The organism is Lawsonella clevelandensis, assembly GCF_003241315.1.
GTDB lineage: Bacteria > Actinomycetota > Actinomycetes > Mycobacteriales > Mycobacteriaceae > Lawsonella > Lawsonella clevelandensis_A.
Window position 1 is genome coordinate 158,635 of the sequence record NZ_QFOZ01000001.1, and the last position, 20,296, is coordinate 178,930.

Consider the following 20,296-nt stretch of genomic DNA (forward strand, 5'->3'; position numbering starts at 1 on the left):
GACAATAACCCATCCCACCCACAGTAGCCACCGGCGTCCGCGTAAACTCCACAAATGAACCGGCTCAGCAGCTATGTTTTGAGGTGCTGTTCGAGGCGTTGTTTGAGGAGAGGTCTGGAGTGCCGTCTGCGCTGTCGTCTGAGATACTGTGCTGAATGGTGGAGGAGATAAAGGTGGAGGAGATGAAAGCATAAAAGTATTTCTCTACTAGGGGAAGAACCTGTAGTTAAGCACATGTACGTTCTTCGTGGGGGAGCTACTTTATGCCCTCGGCGCGTATTGTCGCTAATAGGCCATGGCGCAGCAGAAAATGTTACAGGGGACTGGTTGGATAGAAGCATGACTCAACCCGCAGCATCATCCTACGAGCTACGCGGTCGGTGGATACCCGACCGCGGCTTAATGCTGTGGATTCGTGATGTTGCAGGGGGAGAGGTAGTAGGCCGAGTAGAGGATTTACCGGACGCAGCATTCCCCGCACTCATCACGACACTCATCAGCAGAGTGCCAGTTTTCCGCCATAGTCTTCCTTTCACCACAGTGGATAGTGACGGACACCCCCGCTCCCAGACTGTTCCCTGCCTTGTGATTAGTGCAGGAGCAGCCCTCAACTTCCTCACCGCCTGCAATGAGACCGCCTGTAATGAGGAGCCAGACCCCATTCCTGGTTTAGGAGACGACCTGCGTTTTCTTGCCCACGCAGTAGCAGGCGTGAACCAGTGGGTGCGGGCCGGCCGAGTCGTCCCCCGACTATGGAGAAAAGGCCCCACCTGGTACGCCCAATGGCAGCTGCTCGGCGGGGGAGCACAACGCGTATGGTTAACAGAACTTCTCCACGCTATGCCACCAGAACTCGCCCACAATGGCGGGTTTGCTGCCGTAGAAAGTTTCGTAGAGGCCATGACGGCAGAAACCTGCCGGCACAAGCTCCGCACTATGCCGCACCGTCCACGCCACCCTTTCGTAGAAGCACTCATCACCGGAGAACCCTTTCTTGAAGGAAACATAGGATTTTCCGAAAGACTACGAGAATGGCAGAACGGAGCCGCAGACAATGACACAGAATTAGTACTGCGTATCCACGAACCTCTGCCTGATACCCCCGACTGGTGGGGGTTAGAAGTGTCCGTGCGAGTTCTCGGCGGCGCCCCAGAACCCCTCATTCCCAGTGCAATCGATGCGGCCTCCTACACCACAGCAACCCGTCTGTGGGGGCGGGCAACAGACGCCTACCCGGCACTACTAGACAGTATCCCCTCCGGCTACGGGGAAGACCGCCTCCTCACCACCACACAAGTCACAGACTTCGTCACCCGCGGAGTAGACCTAGTCCGCGCACAAGGTGTTGTCGTCATGCTGCCACGCGCCTGGGTCTCCGCTCCCGTATCTGTCCGGCTACACGTCACTCCCGGCGAGGATGAACAAGCCGCCCGCTCCGCCGTCAGCGGCGCCAAAGTTGGCCTAGACGCCATCATGGACTACCAATGGCAAGTGGCATTAGGGGAAACAGTTCTCAGCCCCGCGGAACTTTTTGACATTGTGCAAGAACAATCCGGGTTAGTCCATTTACGTGACGGCTGGGTACAAGCAGACCCGCTACTGTTGCGCCGGGCTGCCGAGTTTATTGCGGCTAAGAGTGGAAAACGGCGTAAAAAAGCGTTGCGGCAGGCAGATCTCGAATCGACGCAGCAGGGGGCCGCTGGCGATATTCTGCATGAGCTTGTCAGCAGTGAAGCCCCCGTGCCGGTAGCGGGGGTAGCTGGATCGCAGATGATCGATGATCTTATGGCCCACTGTGCGCAGCCCGTTCACGTCACAACTGACGGCCTTGTCAATGCACAACTGCGTCCCTATCAACAACGTGGCGTGGATTGGATAGCAAGCCTTGACATGCTTGGCCAGGGTGGAATTTTGGCTGATGACATGGGTTTGGGGAAAACCCTTCAAGTACTCACTGTTATGGCCTATGACAAAGCATGTGGGGTGGTCCCCGCAGAATCTGCAGTACTTGTTGTCTGCCCCATGTCTCTTGCCGCTAACTGGTATCACGAAGCACAAAAATTTGCTCCACAACTTTCCGTCGCTATTCACCATGGTGCCGATCGACAGGCTGGGGAAGAATTCCGTACTTTAGTGGCGCAGCATGATGTCATTATTACGACGTATAACCTTCTCCATCGAGATCGTGCGGAGCTGGAAAAAATAACGTGGTGGAGAATTGTGTACGATGAGGCGCAGCATTTGAAAAATGTTGCGACACAACAATCACGCGCTGCCCGTGCTTTGTCAGCAACTCATCGTCTTGCCCTTACTGGTACTCCCATGGAGAACAATTTAGAGGAATTCCGGGCCATTATGGATCTGGTGAACCCAGGATATTTGGGGACGCAGCATGGTTTCCGCCATCATTACGCATTACCGATTGAACGCGACCATGACGACACTATGGCAGCGCAATTACGTTCTCTGACATCTCCTTTCCTCCTGCGTCGCCTTAAGAGTGATCCGGCAGTTATCAGTGATCTACCGGAGAAGACAGAAATCGTTATGCGGGCCACTCTCACAGCTGAACAGGCTGGCCTTTACCAAGCTGTCGTTGACGACATGATGGAAAAAATCCAGCAGGCAAAGGGACTGCAGCGTAAAGGGGCGGTCCTGGCGGCGCTAACAAAGCTAAAGCAAGTTTGTAACCATCCCGCCCACTATTTCGGTGATGGTTCTGCGGTTCTCCGCCACGGACAACACCGTTCTGGAAAACTCGCATTGCTGGAAGAACTCCTCTCAACAATTCTGGCGGAAGGGGAGAAGGCTCTCATTTTCACCCAGTACAAAGAGTTTGGTGAATATCTGTCGGACTATGTGAGGAAGCGTTTTGGTGTTCCTGCTCCTTTCTTACATGGTTCACTCCGACGCGAAGAACGCGACGCTATGGTGGATAGTTTCCAGTCTCCAGATGGGCCCCCTATTATGGTGCTTTCACTGAAAGCTGGGGGAACGGGGCTCACTCTTACTGCGGCAAACCACGTCATTCACTATGACCGGTGGTGGAATCCAGCCGTTGAGAATCAGGCCACTGACCGTGCCTATCGCATTGGTCAAACTAAGGATGTGCAGGTACGAAAACTTGTCTGCGACGGCACTATTGAGGAGCGTATTGACGACATTATTTCCCATAAATCCACCATGTCGGATCTTGTGGTGAGTACTGGCGAAACCTGGCTCACAGAACTCGACGACGAGCAGCTACAGGAACTCTTCCGTCTGGAGGTGACGTAAATGAGGGGTCTTGTCGCACAGAAAAGAACCGGACATTTTGGGCGTACCTGGTGGGGAAAGCAGGTAGAACAAGCATTAGAAGAACCCTATCGGAGGCAGGACTACCACAACTACCGGAATTCTGCTATCCGCCACCCCCATGTGACGCGGGCTAAAGCATTGGCGCGCAATGGTGCTGTCCTCGCTATGGAACATTATGGAACCACTGTGGCGGGGGAGGTACAAGGAAGCCAACTTTCGCCTTTTTCCCCAACTATTACCTGTGCCCCAGTTAGTGCTGCGACCATTGCTGCAGTGCGTACTGCTATCGCACAGCATCCCGGCTCTGCGGAAGAGATTATTGCGGGAACACTGCCCGCATTTCTGGAAGATCTTTTACCGCTGGGTGGCGCGGATCTGCATTGCGCATGTACTTGCCCAGCTATTGACCAACGGTGTTCCCACACACTTGCACTGGGATACCTCCTTGTGGAGCGAATGGACCGGGATAGTGAATGGTACCTGCAGCTTCGTGGAATCTCGCTGGGGGATATTCTTGTCTCAACAGATCCAGTGGAAGCAGAAACTAACACCACTGGTACTACCGTCACTATTCCGCGTGGGGAGCAGGCGCAGCGTATCACTCGGCCAGCGCATGCAGATGCAGACGAGTCGAAGACGGATACACCCATAGCGATTGATAGTTACCGTTATTGGTCGTTATCTGGTGAACTTCCCGAGGTGCCGCACCCACTACCAGATCCAGCCTATAAAGACCTCGATCCAGTGCAGAGGATGGCTGCTGCCACCGCCTACACTAATGACCCCGTTGATAAACTCACGATGGAATCCGATCTACACGATGCCTGGGACTTCCTCACTGGTGACATCGACACTGAGGAGACTACACATGACTGACAGCCTGCGTCTTCTACACAGCAGTGACTGGCATATTGGGATGACGCGCCGTCATCTCCCCGAATCAAAACAAGCTGTTTTTCGGGATGCTCGATTAAGCGCAGTGGAACGTCTCTGCGAGCATGCTGTCAACTATGATGTTGCGGCAGTAGTAGTAGCGGGGGATATTTTTGATGGCACTCAGCTAGATAGCAATACCATAGTGTCCCTGCTAGAAATGTTGGGAGACTTACCGTGTCCTGTTGTTCTGCAGCCAGGTAACCATGACTCGTATCAGCGTGAAAGTGTCTATTGCGCACCAGCGTTTCGTACCCACTGCCCAGATAACGTCATAGTTCCCACCGAACCTACCGTGTTGGTATTGCCAGAAATTTCCCAGCTAGAGCTCATTGTTGGGCCTTATACGAATCGCTACCCCACGGAAAACCCTTTTTTCACAGCACTGCAGAGTATAGAAAATCATCCTAAAGATTCCGATACTTACCGGGTAGGTATCGTGCATGGAAGTGTGGATACTTTCGCCCCGCAGTTGGATGATGCGATCGGTGGTGACGTTATTCCCCTTGAGAAGCTGGAAAACGCACTATCGCAGTACGACTGTGATTACATCGCGTTAGGGGATCGACATTCTACAGCCACGGTGGGGAAGAGCGGAAGAATCTGGTATTCAGGAAGCCCCGAAATGACAGATTTTGATGATGTGGAGAAGGATTCAGGGCACTGTCTCCTTGTTGAACTCGCAGCAGATGACTGCACAGTAACCCCACTCGATTGCGGGAAATGGACGTTTCATACTGTGCAGAAGGATATCAATAGCGTTGCCGATATCACTGAGCTAGCACACTATTTCGATACGCTTCCTAATAAACGCCGTACCGTCATTCGGTTGGCGTGTAACGCCACTCTTCCCCTCGATGACGCAGCGTATCTCGCTGAAGAAGAAGACCGCTGGGAAAGTATGCTGGCCGGGTTCCATGTATGGGAGAGAAATAGTTCTACACACGTACTTCCCGCCACCGATGAGGTGCGTAAAAATCTTGCCGGTTATGTGGCAGAAGCGGCAGATGAGCTTGCACAACAAGCGGAAGCCGGCGATGAAACTGCTCAAAATGCGCTTATGTTGTTGTATCGGCTAGCAGCACAGGGAGGATACCACTAATGCGCCTTCACTCCATTACAGTGCAGGATTACCGTGGAATTGCACAACAAAAGATTGATTTTCACGACCACGGTATCACCGTCATTGCAGGCCCCAACCAGTCAGGTAAATCCAGTGTTATTGAAGCTATTAACCTCGTTCTCACAGAGAAAGCGACTTCCCGTAAAGAAGCTGTTAAAGCGATTCGGCGCAGTGGGGTGGACCGTCCTGCCATTGTGGAGCTAGATGTCACTATCGGGGGGGAACGTTTTACCCTGCGGAAAGAATTTGGGCGGGGACGTCAAGCAGGGACAACGCTTGTCTTCGCGGATGGTAGTAAAGAGGCTTTGTGGGGAGATCCCGCACACAACTATGTGCAAGAACTGCTGGCAGAGCATGAAGATATGGCCCTGTTTTCTGCCCTGAGCTTTCTACAGGGGAAAGACTTAGCGAGTTTTGAACTTACCGACGGGCAGTCAGCTCTCCAAGAAGCATTGGATGCTGCCGCCAGTGAGCAGAATGATGGTGCCATGTCGGGGGACCATATTTTGGATGCGGCCCAGGCTGAATGTGATCGCTATTTCACAAAAACTGGACGTCCCAACAAGGAACGCAATCACAGTATTCAGGAAGAAGAAAAACTTACACAGGAGATTGCTGATCTTAAAGACCAGATAAAGGAAACACACGACATAGCGCAGAATGTCACGGAGCTTGCGACGCAGCGCGATACTTTAGCCGACCAGATTCACCAGGTAGAAGCGGACGAAAAAGAACTACAGCAGCAGGCGAAAAACTATGCCCATCAGCGACAGCAGAAAGATAAGTTACGCACTCAATTGACGGCAAATGAAGCGACGCTAGCTGCTGCACAGGCTGTTGTAGAAGCCGATAGTAATCTTCTTAACCAGCATGAGAATGTCCAAAAACGCATAAAAAATGCGGAAAAAGAGTTAGCGGACTTGCCATCTGCAGATGGCAGCGAAGTAACGGAACTAGAAAAGAAGTGTGCGCAGTTAGCAACAGCACTTGAAGAGATGACGAGCGCTACTCATCTAGTAGATCTTGTGAAGCGTGAATATGCTCTCCACGACATACAAGAACAGGCGAAAAAACTTCGTGAAGCAGTAGACGATGCTGCTGAAAAACGTGCGTCCTTTGCCCATAATCCTGCGGTGTATCAGCAGGCAGAGAAACTCCACACGGAAACGGAAAGTCTTCGCCAAGCACTCAACGCAACAGCTGGAACAATCACCATCACACCACAGACGGAGGATAGCCACATCCTCTGTAATGGCGGGGAACTCCACGAATCTTTACGCGCCGACTTGGGGCAGCCGCTCACTATTGAAGTCCCTGGGCATGTCACTATTGCAGTGGAACCGGCAGCTGAAGCAGCACACTTGCACGACATGTTGCAACAGCAGGAAAACGATTACCAGGCTGCGCTTGCAGAACTACACGTTAGCGACTGGCAGAGTGCAGCTGCGCAAGCCGATGCATGGGAAAAAGCTGATGAGGCATACACCACTGCCACTACAGACCTACAGACGTTTGACGCAGTGCATCCAGAATCACGTCTGTCGGAGGAAGAACAAACTCTTACACAAGAATTTGCGACATACCCCACGGAGCTTATCGACCAGGCCCGAGCAGGTACATTACCTACCCTGTCCGCAGATGATCTGGAAGAACTACGTAGTGGCTACACGGAAACAAAGCAGCGGTGGGAAGCTGCATCCCGGGATTATGAGAACGCATGTGCTCGGCGAGAAGTTCTCACCCAGACTCTTAACAGTGCACGTGAGGAAGAACAAGAACTTGCCCCGCTAGATGAGGAAGCAATGAAAGCTCATACTGCGGCACTTCACGAGCAGGAAGTTACTGTTTCTAAACAGCGTGCGAAAATCTCCGACTTTGACGCTATGCATGCCGACATGGGCGACCCAACACCAGCATTAAGTGATGCCACCAGCGCATTAACTAACCTTCGGGAAAAGTATCGCGAGGCTGAGAACAAATATCAGCATCAGCAAGGCGTCCTTGATTCACATTTGGACTTAGGACTGCACACCGCCCTGGAGGATAAAGAAGGACAGTGTGAAGAACTATCGCGTGCTAATAAGCGTGTCACTGCAGAGGCTGAGGCGGCTCGCTTACTCCGCGACACTCTTGTGGACGCCCGGCAACGTACCGCCGCCCGCTACCAAACCCCTTATGTCACTGCATTAACAGCACTTGGCCAGCACGTGTGGGGTGAGGATTTCTCCGTCAATGTTGCCGATAACCTCAGAATCGAAAGCGCGATTACACGGCCAGGCGGCAGCCCCATAGCCTATAAGGATCTTTCCACTGGTACGCGTGAACAGTTAGCTGTGCTCTCTCGACTAGCCTGCTACCAGCTGGTCAACCAGGGAAGTGTTCCCGTCATCTTGGACGATATCCTGGGCTATTCAGACCCTGAGCATCGTGGAGATATGGCCAAGGCAATAGAGACAGCAACAGCTCTCGCCGAGTCTGACCCCACATCAGTCGGCCAGCTCATCATCTTCACCTGTGACAGTAGCCGGTTTACAGAAATCCCTGGATTACATCTGGACTGGAACAATCCGACGGTGGAATAGCTTTACTTGCTGTGGTGGTGCCCCCGACACGATTCGAACGTGCGACCTTTGGTACCGGAAACCAATGCTCTATCCCCTGAGCTACGGAGGCGTAACGAATTTAGAGTGTACCAGTCAGTCCGCTTGACTACTAAAGCACTCCACCTGGACGGGTACCACTTTAGGGGCTTTACCACGTAGAATGGTCAATTGTGACGCCCGCAGAATTAGGAAAAGTTGTCCTTGCTGCCTTGCAGCAGGTCGTTAAAGAACAAAGTCTTGACTCTACTGTGCTTCCTTCGGAGGTGACGGTGGAGCGGCCGCGTAATCCCGAAAATGGCGATTATGCCACGACTATTGCTCTTCAGAGTGCGAAGAAGTTGGGGACTAATCCTCGTCAGCTCGCTACTGAGCTTGCCGCTGTGTTGGGGGAAGCGGATGCGATTGCGGAGGCTACTGTTGCGGGTCCTGGCTTTGTGAATATTCGCCTTGCTGCAGATGCGCAGGGTGAACTTGTGCGCACTATTGTGGCTGCGGGGGAGGACTTTGGCCGCGGCGATAGTCTCGCCGGGAAACGTATTAATCTCGAATTTGTTTCGGCGAACCCCACTGGCCCTATTCATTTGGGTGGTACCCGCTGGGCGGCTGTGGGTGATGCTCTGGGGCGTGTTATGGAGGCACAGGGGGCTCAGGTTACCCGCGAGTACTACTTCAATGATCACGGTAACCAGATTGATCGTTTTTCTAACTCTCTGGTGTTTTCTGCTCTGCATTTGCCGACGCCACCGGATGGTTACGCCGGTGACTACATTGATGACATTGCCGCCACTATTGTGGAAAAGAACCCTGGTGTGTGTGATCTTCCCGCGGATGAGCGTCAGGAAGTTTTCAGAAGCCAGGGCGTGGAGATGATGTTTGCGCATATTAAGCGCACTCTCCACGAGTTCGGCACTGATTTTGATGTCTACTTCCATGAGAATTCCCTATTTGAGGATGGCTCTGTTGATGCCGCGATTAAGATTCTCAAGGATTCTGACAAGCTCTACTTTGCAGATGGTGCCTGGTGGTTGCGGTCCACTGATTTTGGTGATGATAAGGATCGTGTTGTCATCAAGTCTGATGGTAATGCTGCCTATATCGCTGGCGATATCGCCTACGTAAAAAACAAGTTCGATCGTGGCCATGACCTGTGCATCTACATGTTGGGTGCGGACCATCATGGTTATATTGCCCGTCTCAAAGCTGCCGCGCAGGCCTTGGGCTATGACCCGGATGGGGTAGAGGTGCTTATTGGCCAGATGGTGAACTTGGTGCGTGACGGTAAAGCCGTCAAGATGTCGAAGCGTGCCGGCACCGTTATCACCCTTGACGATTTGGTTGAGGCTGTTGGGGTGGATGCTGCCCGTTACTCAATGATTCGTTCTTCCGTGGATTCCAGCCTGGATATTGATCTGGAATTGTGGGCATCCAAGTCCAATGACAACCCGGTTTTTTATGTGCAATATGCGCATGCTCGCCTCTGCTCTTTACAGCGTAAGGCTGAGGAGCTGGGTGTCACTGTTGATACCGCTGATCTTTCCTTGCTCACACACGAGCGAGAAGGGGATCTCATTCGTACCCTGGGTGAATTCCCCACAGTTGTGGCAAGTGCTGCTGAGTTGCGGGAACCGCACCGCGTCGCCCGCTACTTGGAAAATCTTGCAGCGTCCTACCACCGTTTCTATGACTCCTGTCAGGTTCTTCCCAAAGCTGACACTGTTGACCATGATGAAGACGCTGCTCTTCACTCAGCCCGCCTAGCCTTGTGTGCCGCAACTCGCCAGACTCTCGAGAATGGTCTGCAGCTCCTTGGCGTAACCGCACCGGAGCGCATGTGACTGTCAACCCCGCGGGATCCCGCCACGAAACTCACGAAGTAGCCGATCTGATGGGGGTGCGTAAGCCTCCCGCTAACATGAATGATCTGCCGAAGATCGTGTGGCCCGCTACGGCCTCTCGAAATGAGGATGGCGTTGTCACGATTGGTGGAGTAGCTGTCACTGACCTTGTATCCGAATATGGGACACCGCTTTTCGTCTTGGATGAAGAGGATTTCCGTGGTCGCGTTGCTACGATGGCGAAGTCTTTTGGAGGCCCCCAGAATGTTCACTATGCGGCCAAAGCATTTTTGTGTGGTGAGGTCGCCCGCTGGATTAACGAGGCTGGCCTCTGCATGGATGTTGCCTCCAGCTATGAGATGGGTGTTGCTCTAGCGGCAGGTTTTCCCGCTAACCGCATGACTCTGCATGGAAACAATAAGTCTGTGGAGGAGCTTCGGCAGGCTGTTGATTTAGGCGTTGCGCACATTGTTGTGGACTCGCTGTATGAGATTGACCGTCTTAATAAAGTTGCTGGTGAACTGGGTAAACGCCAGAACGTTTTTGTGCGTGTTACTTGTGGGGTAGAAGCCCATACGCATGACTTCATTGCCACGGCGCATGAGGACCAGAAGTTTGGTTTTTCGCTGGCGAGTGGCCAGGCTGCTGAAGCTGTGCAACGTGTTATTGAGGCAGATAACCTCATCCTGAATGGTTTGCATAGCCATATCGGTTCCCAGATTTTCGATGTTGACGGCTTTGAAATGGCTGCTCACCGCATTATCACTTTTTTTGCTGAGATTGTGGAGCAGTATGGGCCGGACGCTACGGAAGGCTTCTCCATAGTTGACCTTGGTGGCGGTTTTGGCATTGCCTACCTGGAATCTGATGATCCTCCGGCAATTGCCGACATTGCGGCTGATTTGCGGGCCATTGTTGAGCGGGAGGCTGCTGCAGCGGGTATTCCCACACCGCAGTTGATGGTGGAGCCGGGGCGTTCCATTGTGGGTCCTTCCATGGTGACGTTGTATACGGTTGGCACGTTGAAGGATATTGTGCTGCCTTCTGGAGTTATCCGTCGTTATGTGGCTGTTGATGGTGGTATGAGCGACAATATCCGTACCGCCCTGTATGATGCTGAGTACGACTGTCGATTGGTCAATCGAACAACTCAGGCAGATCCGGCTTTATGCCGCGTTGTTGGTAAACATTGCGAAAGTGGTGATGTTGTTGTTCGTGACACGTGGCAGCCTGTTGATATTCAGCCCGGCGATATCCTAGGTGTAGCAGCTACGGGAGCGTACTGTTACGCCATGGCCAGCCGCTATAATATGCTGCCACGGCCCGCTGTTGTGGCAGTGCGTGACGGTAAGTCCCGGCTTATTCTTCGTCGAGAAACGCTTGACGATCTGCTTAGTTTGGAGGTTTCATGACCCGCGAAGCTCATACTGAACTCCGTCAGCCCGAGGTTGGTGTTGCCATTCTCGGCATGGGAACAGTTGGAACAGAGGTAGTTCGTCTTCTTATTGAAAACAGTGATTCCTTCACCCACCGGGTAGGGGCGCCCATTGTTATTCGTGGTATTGCTGTCCGCGATACCCAACGTGATCGCGGAGTTGATCCCAGTCTTATCACTGATGATGCACAGGCTTTAATTGATCGCCCCGATGTTGACGTCGTTGTGGAAGTTATTGGCGGTATCGAGGGGTCACGCCAGCTTCTCCTATCTGCTTTGAAACAGGGTAAATCAGTTGTTACCGCCAATAAGGCTTTAGTGGCTGCACATTCTGCAGAGTTGGCCGCTGCCGCGGACGAGTCCCAGGTTGATCTTTATTTCGAGGCTGCAGTAGCGGGTGCAATTCCTATTATTGGGCCTTTGAAGCGGTCTATGGCTGGGGATGAGATCCAGCGCATTATGGGTATCGTTAACGGCACTACAAACTACATCCTCTCCGCGATGGATGCAACCGGCGCGGACTATGCCGAGACACTCGCTGAAGCCGGCCGTTTAGGCTATGCCGAAGCTGATCCTACTGCTGATGTAGAGGGCTTTGATGCTGCATCTAAGGCAGCTATTTTGTCTACTCTTGCTTTCCACTCTCGGGTGACGGCAAAGGACGTATATCGCGAGGGCATCACCAAGATTACACAGCAGGATATTCGTTCCGCGCACCGTTTGAACTGCACTATTAAATTGCTTGCAGTGTGCGAGCGCATCACTTCCCAGGATGGTTCACAGTCTGTATCTGCGCGTGTGTATCCGGCACTGGTACCGCTTACCCACCAGTTGGCTACCGTTAATGGTGCTTTTAATGCTGTCTTTATGGAAGCGGAGTCTGCTGGACAGATTATGTTCTATGGTCCTGGTGCAGGTGGAACCCCTACTGCTTCGGCAGTACTCGGCGATTTGGTTGCTGCGTCCCGCAACGTTGTGCACGGTGGGCGTGCCCCGGGAGATAACACATACGCTAATCTTCCTATCGCCAATTTTGGGGATGTGCAGACGCGCTATCTCGTCAACATGTATGTTGTTGACGAAAAAGGCACCTTGTCCAAGGTGACAGATGTCTTCGCCAAGAACGATGTTTCTATTGCCACTGTGTACCAGGATGAACTGGGAGAGAGTGAAGCTGACACTGCTGTTGGTGGTAACTCGGACGGCAAATTTGCTAGCTTGTCTGTTGTAACGCACCTTGCCAGTGAAGCCAATCTTGCTGCATGCGTAGAAGCTCTGGGTGAGTCTGACAGCGTTGTGAGAGTTACTTCTGTTCTTCGTATGGAAGGCCAGGAAAAATAGGCTACTGTCCTTTTCCTGCAAGCCATATTATCTGTGGTAAAGGAGACGCATCGTGACAGACAGAGCAAATGGAGTAGCTGAAGCACGCATGCTTCCGGTAGGGACAAAAGCGGCTATCCGTGTACCTGCCTCCAGCGCAAACCTAGGTCCTGGCTTTGATACGTTAGGTCTTGCTCTGGGTATGTGGGATGACGTGTCCTGTGAGGTTATTGATTCTGGCCTGGTCATAGATGTAGAGGGAGAGGGCAGCGGAGAAGTTCCTCTCAATGAAAAACACTTGGTATATCGTGCTTTTCGAGCTGCTATGGAAGCCAACGGTTACGATGTTCCGGGGCTACACCTTGTCTGTCACAACCGGGTGCCGGAGTCGCGTGGTCTCGGATCCTCTGCGGCGGCTGCAGTTGGTGGCGTAGCTCTTGCAGATGCACTGTGTGATCGTCCTTTTGACCTCACCCGTATGGTGCAAATTTCCTCCGAATTTGAAGGTCATCCGGATAATTCCTCGGCAGCTGTCCTAGGCGGCATGGTGGTGTCCTGGGCGGATGAACCAGGTTTCGCGAACACGTCGTATCACGCTGTTCGTCTTGATGTCCATCCCGATATTCGCGCTACCGCGCTGGTGCCGTATTCGCGGTCGTCAACAGAGGAAACGCGAGCGGTGCTCCCTGCAACAGTGCCGCATCGAGATGCGGTGTTTAATGTGTCGCGTGCCTCCATGATGATGCTCGCTATGACAAAGCGCCCCGACCTACTTTTCGACGCTTCCGAAGATAGACTTCACCAGCAGCAACGTGCAGCGGCACTACCTGTTACAACGCGTTGGATTCGGTGTTTACGCGACCGTGGTTTAGCGGCAATGGTGTCTGGTGCCGGTCCTACTGTGTTGTGTTTGCATACAGGGGATTTCCCCCAGGATCTCCAGAGCGATGCCGAAGATGACGGTCTGCGCGTCTTGCATCTTGATATCTGTGAAGGTGTTCAGCGGGTTTATTAGCAATAAACTTATGCCTAGCTTGCTTAGCTGCAGTTTTTACAGTTATTCTTAAAAGGCCTACCACCAGTTAGCGCGTGTAGCATAGTTGTTACCAACTATTGCCTTGTTGTCAGTTATTGTCGGTTAGCATTACGTTATCGGCAGTTACAAGCACTGTTACTGTGTGGAGTCTGATGGGCATTCCCTGTTTCTGAACAGTTTTCGCATTCTTCTTAGAAATGCCTGCTGTGAGGGAGAATCATAACGAGGAAACTGATGTCGTTTTCCTCATCCATTAAAGCCCCTATTCTTTTTTACCAATAGGGATGAAAGGAAATCCGTGACCAGTACGGACACTATGGATAATACTGCTTCGGCAGAACCCACTCGCTCTCGCCGCGGTAAAGGCGAAGGACTTTCTTCGATGGTCATTCCCGAGCTTCGTAAAATGGCCACCGAGCTTGGTATTAAACGTACTTCTGGTATGCGTAAAGGCGACCTCATTGAGGCAATTCAGACGCAGCTTAAAAACTCCGGTCAGCAGGCTCAAGGGGAGAAAACTCAGCGTTCTCCGAAGCGCACTGACAAAACTGCACCTGTGGTAGAAGAGAAGAATACACAGCAGGATAAGCAGCAAGATAAGAAGAACGATGCGCAGAATCGTTCTTCCCATAGCAATACTGATCGTGATACTTCTAAGCACGACAATAACGATCGTCATTATTCTGAGCGCGACTACGCCGATAATAACGGCGGAGACAATTATCAGAAGCGGTACCGTAATCGGAATAACCGCAACGACAATCGCTCCGACAATCGTTCCGATAACCGCTCTGATAATCGTGGCGGAAACTCTAATGGTTCTGGTCGTGACGGTTCGAATGACAGGAACAACGGCAACCAAGACAATAACGGCCGCAACCGTAATCGTCGGGATCGCAATAATCGGAGAGATCGTAATAACCGCAACCGTAATCGTCGGGATGATCGGGATACCGAGATTCGGGAAGGCGATGTGCTACAGCCTGTTGCCGGTATTCTCGATATTCTTGATAACTACGCTTTTGTGCGTACTTCTGGCTATTCTGCTGGCCCCCACGATGTTTACGTCTCTATGAATATGGTGCGGAAATCTGGACTACGACGTGGTGACGCTATTGTTGGCGCAGTTCGTATGCCGCGTGAGGGTAGTAGTCAGAACCATAACAACCGGCAAAAGTTTAATCCCCTGGTACGCATTGACTCAGTTAACGGATTAAGTCCGGAAATGGCTGCGCAGCGTCCTGAGTTCGCCAAACTTACTCCGCTGTATCCTAATCAGCGTTTGCGTTTGGAGACGACGAAGGAAAACATTACTACTCGTCTCATTGATCTCATTATGCCGATTGGTAAAGGGCAGCGTGCTCTTATCGTGTCGCCTCCTAAAGCCGGTAAGACGACGGTGCTGCAGAATATCGCCAATGCCATCACTACCAATTATCCGGAATGCCACCTTATGGTTGTGCTTGTTGATGAGCGTCCCGAAGAAGTGACGGATATGCAGCGCAGTGTGAAGGGTGAGGTTATTGCCTCTACATTTGACTGCCCCCCGTCTAACCACACAACTGTGTCCGAACTTGCTATTGAGCGCGCAAAGCGTCTGGTAGAGCAGGGGATGGATGTTGTTGTGTTGTTGGACTCCATTACTCGCCTGGGGCGTGCCTACAACAACAGCTCCCCGGCATCCGGCCGTATTCTTTCCGGTGGTGTCGATTCCACTGCACTGTATCCGCCGAAGCGTTTCCTCGGCGCCGCCCGCAATATTGAGAACGGTGGATCTCTTACCATTATCGCAACCGCCATGGTGGAAACCGGATCTGCCGGCGATACCGTCATCTTTGAGGAGTTCAAGGGTACCGGTAACGCAGAATTGAAGCTCGATCGGCGTATTGCTGAGCGTCGTATTTTCCCGGCTATCGACATTAACCCGTCTGGTACGCGTAAAGATGAGCTGTTGCTGGGGACAGAGGAATATCAGATTGTTCATAAGTTCCGTCGCGTGCTGTCCGGTCTCGAGCCGGTTCCGGCCATTGAGCTGGTTATTAAACAGCTGAAGAAGACGAAGAACAATCGTGAGTTCCTCATGCAAATTGCAAAGACGACTCCCAATATCGATGAGGAGGAGTAAGTTCCGTGGCTACTGCAGTTTCCGCAGTCGATGATGTTCTGTCGGAATATGCCGGTTTGGAAATGCAACTTGCAGATCCAGAACTTCACAATAACCAGACCGCTGCGCGTCGTGTTGCTAAGCGGTTCGCAGAGCTAGGCCCTATTGTGAAGTGCTATCGCGAGCTGCAACAAGCACAGGACGATCTAGATGCTGCACAAGAATTGGCGAAGGAGGATTCCTCTTTCAAAGAAGAAGTGGCACGTCTAGAACCAGTAGTGGAGAAGCTGAAAGAACAATTAACAGATCTTCTTGCTCCGCGTGACCCACATGATGCCGATGATATTGTTCTCGAAGTGAAATCTGGTGAAGGCGGCGAAGAATCTGCCCTATTCGCTGCAGACTTAGCCCGCATGTACACCAAGTACTTCGACAAACTTGGATGGCGAGTAGAAGTCCTCGACGCTACAGAGTCTGACATGGGTGGCTATAAAGATATCTCCATGTCGGTAAAGTCTCGTGAGCCGAGCCGTGATGGTGTCTGGTCCAAAATGAAATTTGAGGGTGGTGTGCACCGCGTGCAGCGCGTTCCCGTCACCGAATCGCAGGGCCGTATCCATACTTCTGCGGTTGGCGTGTTCGTTTTCCCTGAGCCGGAAGAAGTGGAAGAAATCGAGATCGACGATAAAGATATTCGTGTCGATGTTTTCCGCTCCTCCGGTAAAGGTGGCCAGGGAGTGAACACGACTGACTCCGCTGTGCGTATTACCTATCTCCCTACAGGGCTCATCGTGACGTGCCAGAATGAGCGATCCCAGCTGCAGAATAAAATCCGCGCGATGCAGGTGTTAAAGGCGCGTCTGCAAGCTATCCGGGAAGAAGAGGCTGCGGCGGAATCTGCCTCCGGTCGTACCGATCAGGTACGCACTGTAGACCGGTCGGAGCGTATTCGCACCTACAATTACCCCGAAAATCGTATTACTGACCACCGTATTGGGTATAAAGCGCATAATCTTGACCAGGTTCTCGATGGAGACATGGGTGACCTCATCGATGCTCTTGTAGAAGCTGATCGGAAAGCTCGTCTTGAAGCGGAGTAATACTCCAATGACAAACCCACCTCAGTCTGAATTCCCTACTGATTTATCAGTGCGGACCGTGCTGCGGTGGGTTTGCGCATGTTTAGAGAGTACTGGCATCGATTCACCGGCTGCCGAATCACGTTTGCTTGTAGCAGCACTTCTTCACTGTGCACCTGCGCAACTGATACTACGTAGTGATACACAACTGACTACTGCACAAAAAGACACTCTAGAAGGGTGGGTGCAGCGGCGCATGTCCCGCGAACCGGTGCAGCATATCCTGGGGGAGGCTCCCTTCCTAGATTTTTCTGTAGCCGTGGGGGAGGGAGTGTTTATCCCCCGCCCAGAAACTGAGCTCCTCGCAGACTGGGCGATAAAAGCAGCACACCAACAGATGTCCATGTCCAGCGCACAACCACTGCATATTCTCGATCTTTGTGCAGGATCGGGCGTGTTGGCTATTGCTATGGCACGAGCATTTCCCACTGCGTATATATGGGCAGTGGAGTATTCTGACCAGGCTTTTATGTATTTACGTCGTAATGTTGCTGCATTGGCTCCGCAGATTTCCCTTATCCAGGGAGATGCGACTCTCCCATATAGTGGGTGGGGAATCCCCGAGAACAGTATTGATGTAGTGGTGTGTAATCCGCCCTATGTTCCTTTGGACAGCACCGTCGATAGGGAAACGAGAGAGTTTGACCCAACTGATGCCGTTTTCTCGGGAGAAGGCGGGCTCGTCTTGAGTCGGCATATTCTTCACCACCTTCCGGTGCTTCTTACACCTGGTGCAGTGCTCGGTATGGAACATGATGATGCCACCGGAGAGTCCCTCACACAGCTTGCGCAGAGAGCTGGCTATAGTGACTGTAAAGACCATCTAGATTTAGCTGGCCGTCCACGTTTTATGACTGCTCGTTGGAAGAGTCCCCTTTCTTCAGAAAGAATATCTGTATGACTACCTACAATTGTCTGCCTGGTCATAATCGTACGGCTGCGCTGACGGAGGCTGCGGCCGTTTTAGCAGCTGGGAAACTGGTAGTGATGCCTACCGATACTGTTTATGGCATTGCGTGTGATGCTTTTAACCCGGCAGCTGTGGCAGCACTATTAGCGGCTAAACATCGTGGTCCGGATATGCCGGTGCCGGTTCTTGTCGGTTCGTGGGCTGCGGCGGAGGAATTGGCGGGAGACTTGCCTGAACCTGCTGTTGCTCTTATGAAGGCGTATTGGCCAGGTGGTTTAAGTGTGGTCGTTCCACAGTCTTCTACAGTGAAATGGAATTTAGGGGAGACGTCGCATTCGGTAATGTTGCGGATGCCTCTTAATGCGGTGGCGCTAGATTTATTACGGCTGACGGGACCATTGGGGGTATCGTCTGCAAATATTACAGCGCATGCTCCAGCTACTGATGTCACGCAGGCAGAGCAGCAGTTGGGGGAGAGTGTTTCCATCTATCTGGATGGTGGGCCTGCGGATAGCGGCACGGCATCAACTATTGTGGACGTTACATGTGAACCTCCACGTATTATTCGGGAAGGTACTATCACTGCAGAAGATGTAGCACGTAGTATTGGAACGCCTGCTGCGGTACTGCGTAGGGAAAAGGCGTAATACTTCTATAGGTAGAGAAGGGGAAACATCACTATTTCTGCTCCATGTGTACACACTCTAGCTGGCGCATCTATGTTTGGTGTTGCTGGTGGCCTCGGTGTGCCGTGGAGAGAATTGGGGTTGGTATTCCTTTCCTCCATAATTGTTGTTTTTCTTATTACAGGTCTTATTCGTAAAATCGCTATTCGCGGTGGCGCTATGGCCATTCCGCGACGGCGTGACGTGCACGTTATTCCTATACCGCGGTGGGGAGGAATAGGAATTTTCATTGGCCTTGTTGCGGGCTATGTCATTGCATCGAATTTGCCGGCTTTGCATAATGGCTTTACTTTTGTTCCCGATCTGAAAGCGGCAATGGTGGGATCATGCCTCATCGTTATTCTCGGCATCGTGGATGACCGGTGGGGACTGGATGCTGTTACTAAGCTATTAGGGCAGATTGTTGTTGCGAGCATTATGGTTGTCATGGGTCTTTCGTGGACTCAGATCTATGTTCCCTTTGGGGGTATTAATAATCTTGTGCTCGATCCTTGGCAGGCTGGATTCTTTACGGTTCTACTGGTTGTCGCCATTATTAATGCGGTTAATTTTGTTGACGGGTTAGATGGTCTTGCTGCTGGGGTGGGGGCGATAGCAGCAGTGGCCATTATGGTGTTATCCGTGCATCTTCTCTCGGAGCAAGAAGGTGCAGTGTCTGCTTATCCTCCTGCAATTATTTCGGTAGTTTTAGCGGGAGCTTGTTTAGGTTTTCTTCCCCATAATTTTCAGCCTGCACGTCTCTTTATGGGGGACTCAGGCTCTATGCTTATTGGTCTTAATTTAGCTGCAGCATCTACTTCTGCATCGGGACGTACCTCACTTTCTGGCTATGGGGTGGGCGATGCATTAGCGTTGTTATCACCACTTTTAGTGGTTATTGCAGCAATGTTTATTCCAATGTTGGATCTCATTATGGCGGTAGTACGACGTACTCGTGCTGGTGTGAGCCCATTTACTCCCGATAAAATGCATCTCCACCATCGCTTATTGCGGGTGGGGCATTCACAACGTCGCTCTGTACTCATTATTTATCTATGGGCAGGGTGGTTGACTACTGCTGCCGTTACACCTCTTTTGTTACCGTGGCAGGTGTATCTTCCTCTCATTATTATGCTTGCTTTACTTGTGGCAGTGTTGACATATCTTCCACGTGTACAGCAGCGTTGGTCAGAGCAGCGGAACAGTCGTGATCGTTCTGTCAAAAGATCGCATGGTGGGGGAACAGCTGCGGTACGAGATACCATAGGGCAGCCAACTAGTTCGCCGCGTGTGAAGCAGATGAATTATTGCACGGATGGCAGTTCGTTACGAGAGGAATCCAGCGATGAGTGATACTTCTTCTGATGCGTCAGAAACGCGGGAGAAACTACAACCATATCGTGAAGAAAAACCGCTTCCTCTTCTCAATGCGCTGCGTAACGGTCTTATTGGCCTAGCAGGTGTTCTTCTTATTGGTGTGATAGTTGGCTGGTGTACAGCTGGCACAGCGGGTATATGGGGTGCTCTTTTAGGAGGCCTTATTGCTGGGGTGTTTGAGCTTATTACCGTCATCATGGTGCTCTTGACACGTGACCTTTCACCGCGCGTCACGATGGCGATCATTATGGGAAGTTGGCTGCTGAAAATCATTATTGTTTTGGTGATTGTGGCATCTATTAAGCATCTCACGTTCTATGATCGGCCTACGTTTGTGTGGGTGATGACGGCGGCTCTTATTGTCGTTCTTGCTGCTGAGACTGTTGGGGTGAAGAAAACCCAGGTCACGTATGTGACACCCCAATTGGAAAAAGAAGACAAGAATCACTCAGAGTGAATCTTGACACAGCTTCCTATTCTGGATAGGCCTTTTTCTCCACTGGCTGTTAAAGTGGGTCT

14 protein-coding genes and 1 tRNA gene are annotated in these 20,296 nt (G+C 51.8%); 14 read left to right on the forward strand and 1 reads right to left on the reverse strand.

All coding sequences use genetic code 11. From position 1 onward, the window contains the following. The first annotated feature begins 339 nt into the window (after positions 1-339). The 4 genes from DI579_RS00715 to DI579_RS00730 are packed head-to-tail and all read left to right on the forward strand — an operon-like array spanning position 340 to position 7,935. Positions 340-3,276, forward strand: a complete 2,937-nt coding sequence (locus DI579_RS00715) for a DEAD/DEAH box helicase (RefSeq protein WP_303678548.1) — start codon at positions 340-342, stop codon at positions 3,274-3,276. Further along, the gene (locus tag DI579_RS00720; protein ID WP_290595491.1) at positions 3,277-4,173 is read left to right on the forward strand and encodes a hypothetical protein; all 897 of its coding nucleotides are present in this window, start codon (positions 3,277-3,279) and stop codon (positions 4,171-4,173) included. After that, the gene (locus tag DI579_RS00725) at positions 4,166-5,332 is read left to right on the forward strand and encodes a metallophosphoesterase (protein ID WP_290595490.1); all 1,167 of its coding nucleotides are present in this window, start codon (positions 4,166-4,168) and stop codon (positions 5,330-5,332) included. Before DI579_RS00720 ends, DI579_RS00725 begins: the two co-directional genes overlap by 8 nt. Then, the gene (locus DI579_RS00730; RefSeq protein WP_303678549.1) at positions 5,332-7,935 is read left to right on the forward strand and encodes an AAA family ATPase; all 2,604 of its coding nucleotides are present in this window, start codon (positions 5,332-5,334) and stop codon (positions 7,933-7,935) included. Before DI579_RS00725 ends, DI579_RS00730 begins: the two co-directional genes overlap by 1 nt. Before the next feature lie 15 nt (positions 7,936-7,950). On the opposite strand, the gene DI579_RS00735 is transcribed toward DI579_RS00730, so the two are convergent. After that, positions 7,951-8,026, reverse strand: a tRNA-Arg gene (locus DI579_RS00735). A 100-nt stretch (positions 8,027-8,126) separates the two neighbouring features. Here DI579_RS00735 and argS point away from each other — a divergent pair. The 10 genes from argS (at position 8,127) to DI579_RS00785 (ending at position 20,234) form a co-directional block, all read left to right on the forward strand. After that, the gene (gene argS / locus DI579_RS00740) at positions 8,127-9,791 is read left to right on the forward strand and encodes an arginine--tRNA ligase (protein ID WP_290595488.1); all 1,665 of its coding nucleotides are present in this window, start codon (positions 8,127-8,129) and stop codon (positions 9,789-9,791) included. A 50-nt stretch (positions 9,792-9,841) separates the two neighbouring features. Then, a complete protein-coding gene (gene lysA / locus DI579_RS00745; protein WP_303678622.1) occupies positions 9,842-11,203 on the forward strand; it encodes a diaminopimelate decarboxylase in 1,362 nt (453 codons plus the stop codon). Beyond that, positions 11,200-12,567, forward strand: a complete 1,368-nt coding sequence (locus DI579_RS00750) for a homoserine dehydrogenase (protein WP_290595487.1) — start codon at positions 11,200-11,202, stop codon at positions 12,565-12,567. Before lysA ends, DI579_RS00750 begins: the two co-directional genes overlap by 4 nt. 88 nt (positions 12,568-12,655) lie before the next feature. Then, a complete protein-coding gene (gene thrB / locus DI579_RS00755) occupies positions 12,656-13,561 on the forward strand; it encodes a homoserine kinase (protein ID WP_303678623.1) in 906 nt (301 codons plus the stop codon). 337 nt (positions 13,562-13,898) lie between these two features. Next, positions 13,899-15,707, forward strand: a complete 1,809-nt coding sequence (gene rho / locus DI579_RS00760) for a transcription termination factor Rho (protein ID WP_290595663.1) — start codon at positions 13,899-13,901, stop codon at positions 15,705-15,707. A gap of 5 nt (positions 15,708-15,712) precedes the next feature. Further along, positions 15,713-16,786 carry a peptide chain release factor 1 gene (gene prfA, locus DI579_RS00765; protein ID WP_290595486.1) on the forward strand — a complete coding sequence of 358 codons (1,074 nt, stop codon included), beginning with the start codon at positions 15,713-15,715 and terminating at the stop codon, positions 16,784-16,786. A gap of 7 nt (positions 16,787-16,793) precedes the next feature. Further along, on the forward strand, positions 16,794-17,726 hold the full coding sequence (prmC, locus tag DI579_RS00770) for a peptide chain release factor N(5)-glutamine methyltransferase (protein ID WP_290595485.1): 933 nt from the start codon (positions 16,794-16,796) through the stop codon (positions 17,724-17,726). Continuing rightward, positions 17,723-18,382, forward strand: coding sequence for an L-threonylcarbamoyladenylate synthase (locus DI579_RS00775; protein ID WP_290595484.1), 660 nt, complete (start codon positions 17,723-17,725; stop codon positions 18,380-18,382). The genes prmC and DI579_RS00775 overlap by 4 nt, the downstream gene beginning before the upstream one ends. A gap of 72 nt (positions 18,383-18,454) precedes the next feature. Further along, positions 18,455-19,753: a glycosyltransferase family 4 protein gene (locus DI579_RS00780; protein ID WP_290595483.1), complete on the forward strand. Its 1,299-nt coding sequence runs from the start codon at positions 18,455-18,457 to the stop codon at positions 19,751-19,753. After that, complete coding sequence (locus DI579_RS00785; RefSeq protein WP_290595482.1) at positions 19,746-20,234, forward strand: hypothetical protein; 489 nt, start codon at positions 19,746-19,748, stop codon at positions 20,232-20,234. The genes DI579_RS00780 and DI579_RS00785 overlap by 8 nt, the downstream gene beginning before the upstream one ends. Positions 20,235-20,296: the final 62 nt, after the last annotated feature.

Bases quoted from the DNA above. Each gene is read 5' to 3' on its own strand.
- DI579_RS00720 (WP_290595491.1), top strand. From the start codon at position 3,277: ATGAGGGGTCTTGTCGCACAGAAAAGAACCGGACATTTTGGGCGTACC.
- DI579_RS00785 (WP_290595482.1), top strand. From the start codon at position 19,746: ATGAGTGATACTTCTTCTGATGCGTCAGAAACGCGGGAGAAACTACAA.
- DI579_RS00715 (WP_303678548.1), top strand. From the start codon at position 340: ATGACTCAACCCGCAGCATCATCCTACGAGCTACGCGGTCGGTGGATA.
- rho (WP_290595663.1), top strand. From the start codon at position 13,899: ATGGATAATACTGCTTCGGCAGAACCCACTCGCTCTCGCCGCGGTAAA.
- DI579_RS00780 (WP_290595483.1), top strand. From the start codon at position 18,455: ATGTTTGGTGTTGCTGGTGGCCTCGGTGTGCCGTGGAGAGAATTGGGG.
- DI579_RS00775 (WP_290595484.1), top strand. From the start codon at position 17,723: ATGACTACCTACAATTGTCTGCCTGGTCATAATCGTACGGCTGCGCTG.
- DI579_RS00725 (WP_290595490.1), top strand. From the start codon at position 4,166: ATGACTGACAGCCTGCGTCTTCTACACAGCAGTGACTGGCATATTGGG.
- prmC (WP_290595485.1), top strand. From the start codon at position 16,794: ATGACAAACCCACCTCAGTCTGAATTCCCTACTGATTTATCAGTGCGG.
- thrB (WP_303678623.1), top strand. From the start codon at position 12,656: ATGCTTCCGGTAGGGACAAAAGCGGCTATCCGTGTACCTGCCTCCAGC.
- lysA (WP_303678622.1), top strand. From the start codon at position 9,842: ATGGGGGTGCGTAAGCCTCCCGCTAACATGAATGATCTGCCGAAGATC.
- DI579_RS00750 (WP_290595487.1), top strand. From the start codon at position 11,200: ATGACCCGCGAAGCTCATACTGAACTCCGTCAGCCCGAGGTTGGTGTT.
- DI579_RS00730 (WP_303678549.1), top strand. From the start codon at position 5,332: ATGCGCCTTCACTCCATTACAGTGCAGGATTACCGTGGAATTGCACAA.